This is a genomic window from Achromobacter sp. SIMBA_011 (genome assembly GCF_046535435.1).
Classification (GTDB): Bacteria; Pseudomonadota; Gammaproteobacteria; order Burkholderiales; family Burkholderiaceae_B; genus Achromobacter; species Achromobacter dolens.
This window is the reverse complement of the sequence record NZ_JAWRWN010001354.1, coordinates 1-229: the sequence shown is the minus strand read 5'-3', so window position 1 is coordinate 229 and position 229 is coordinate 1. Positions and strand designations below refer to the sequence as shown.

Sequence of the window (229 nt, the reverse complement as noted above, 5' to 3'; positions counted from 1 at the left end):
ACCTGCAGGCGCCGTTCACGCACGGCGAGGACGGGCTGCAGGGCGTGCCGCGCGGCCACCTGTTCGGCGTGCTCGACCTGTCGAACGACGTCACGCTGTACTACGTCGTGCTCGCGGTGATCGTCGCCGCGTGTGCGTTCATCGTGCGGGTCGTGCATTCGCCGTTCGGCCAGGTGCTCGTCGCGATCAAGGAGAACGAGCCGCGCGCGATCTCGCTCGGCTACGACAC

The 229-nt window shown here is 68.6% G+C and carries 1 pseudogene; it reads left to right on the top strand.

The features are described from left to right. A pseudogene (locus tag SB816_RS35485) lies at positions 1-229 on the top strand (branched-chain amino acid ABC transporter permease); the annotation flags it as partial.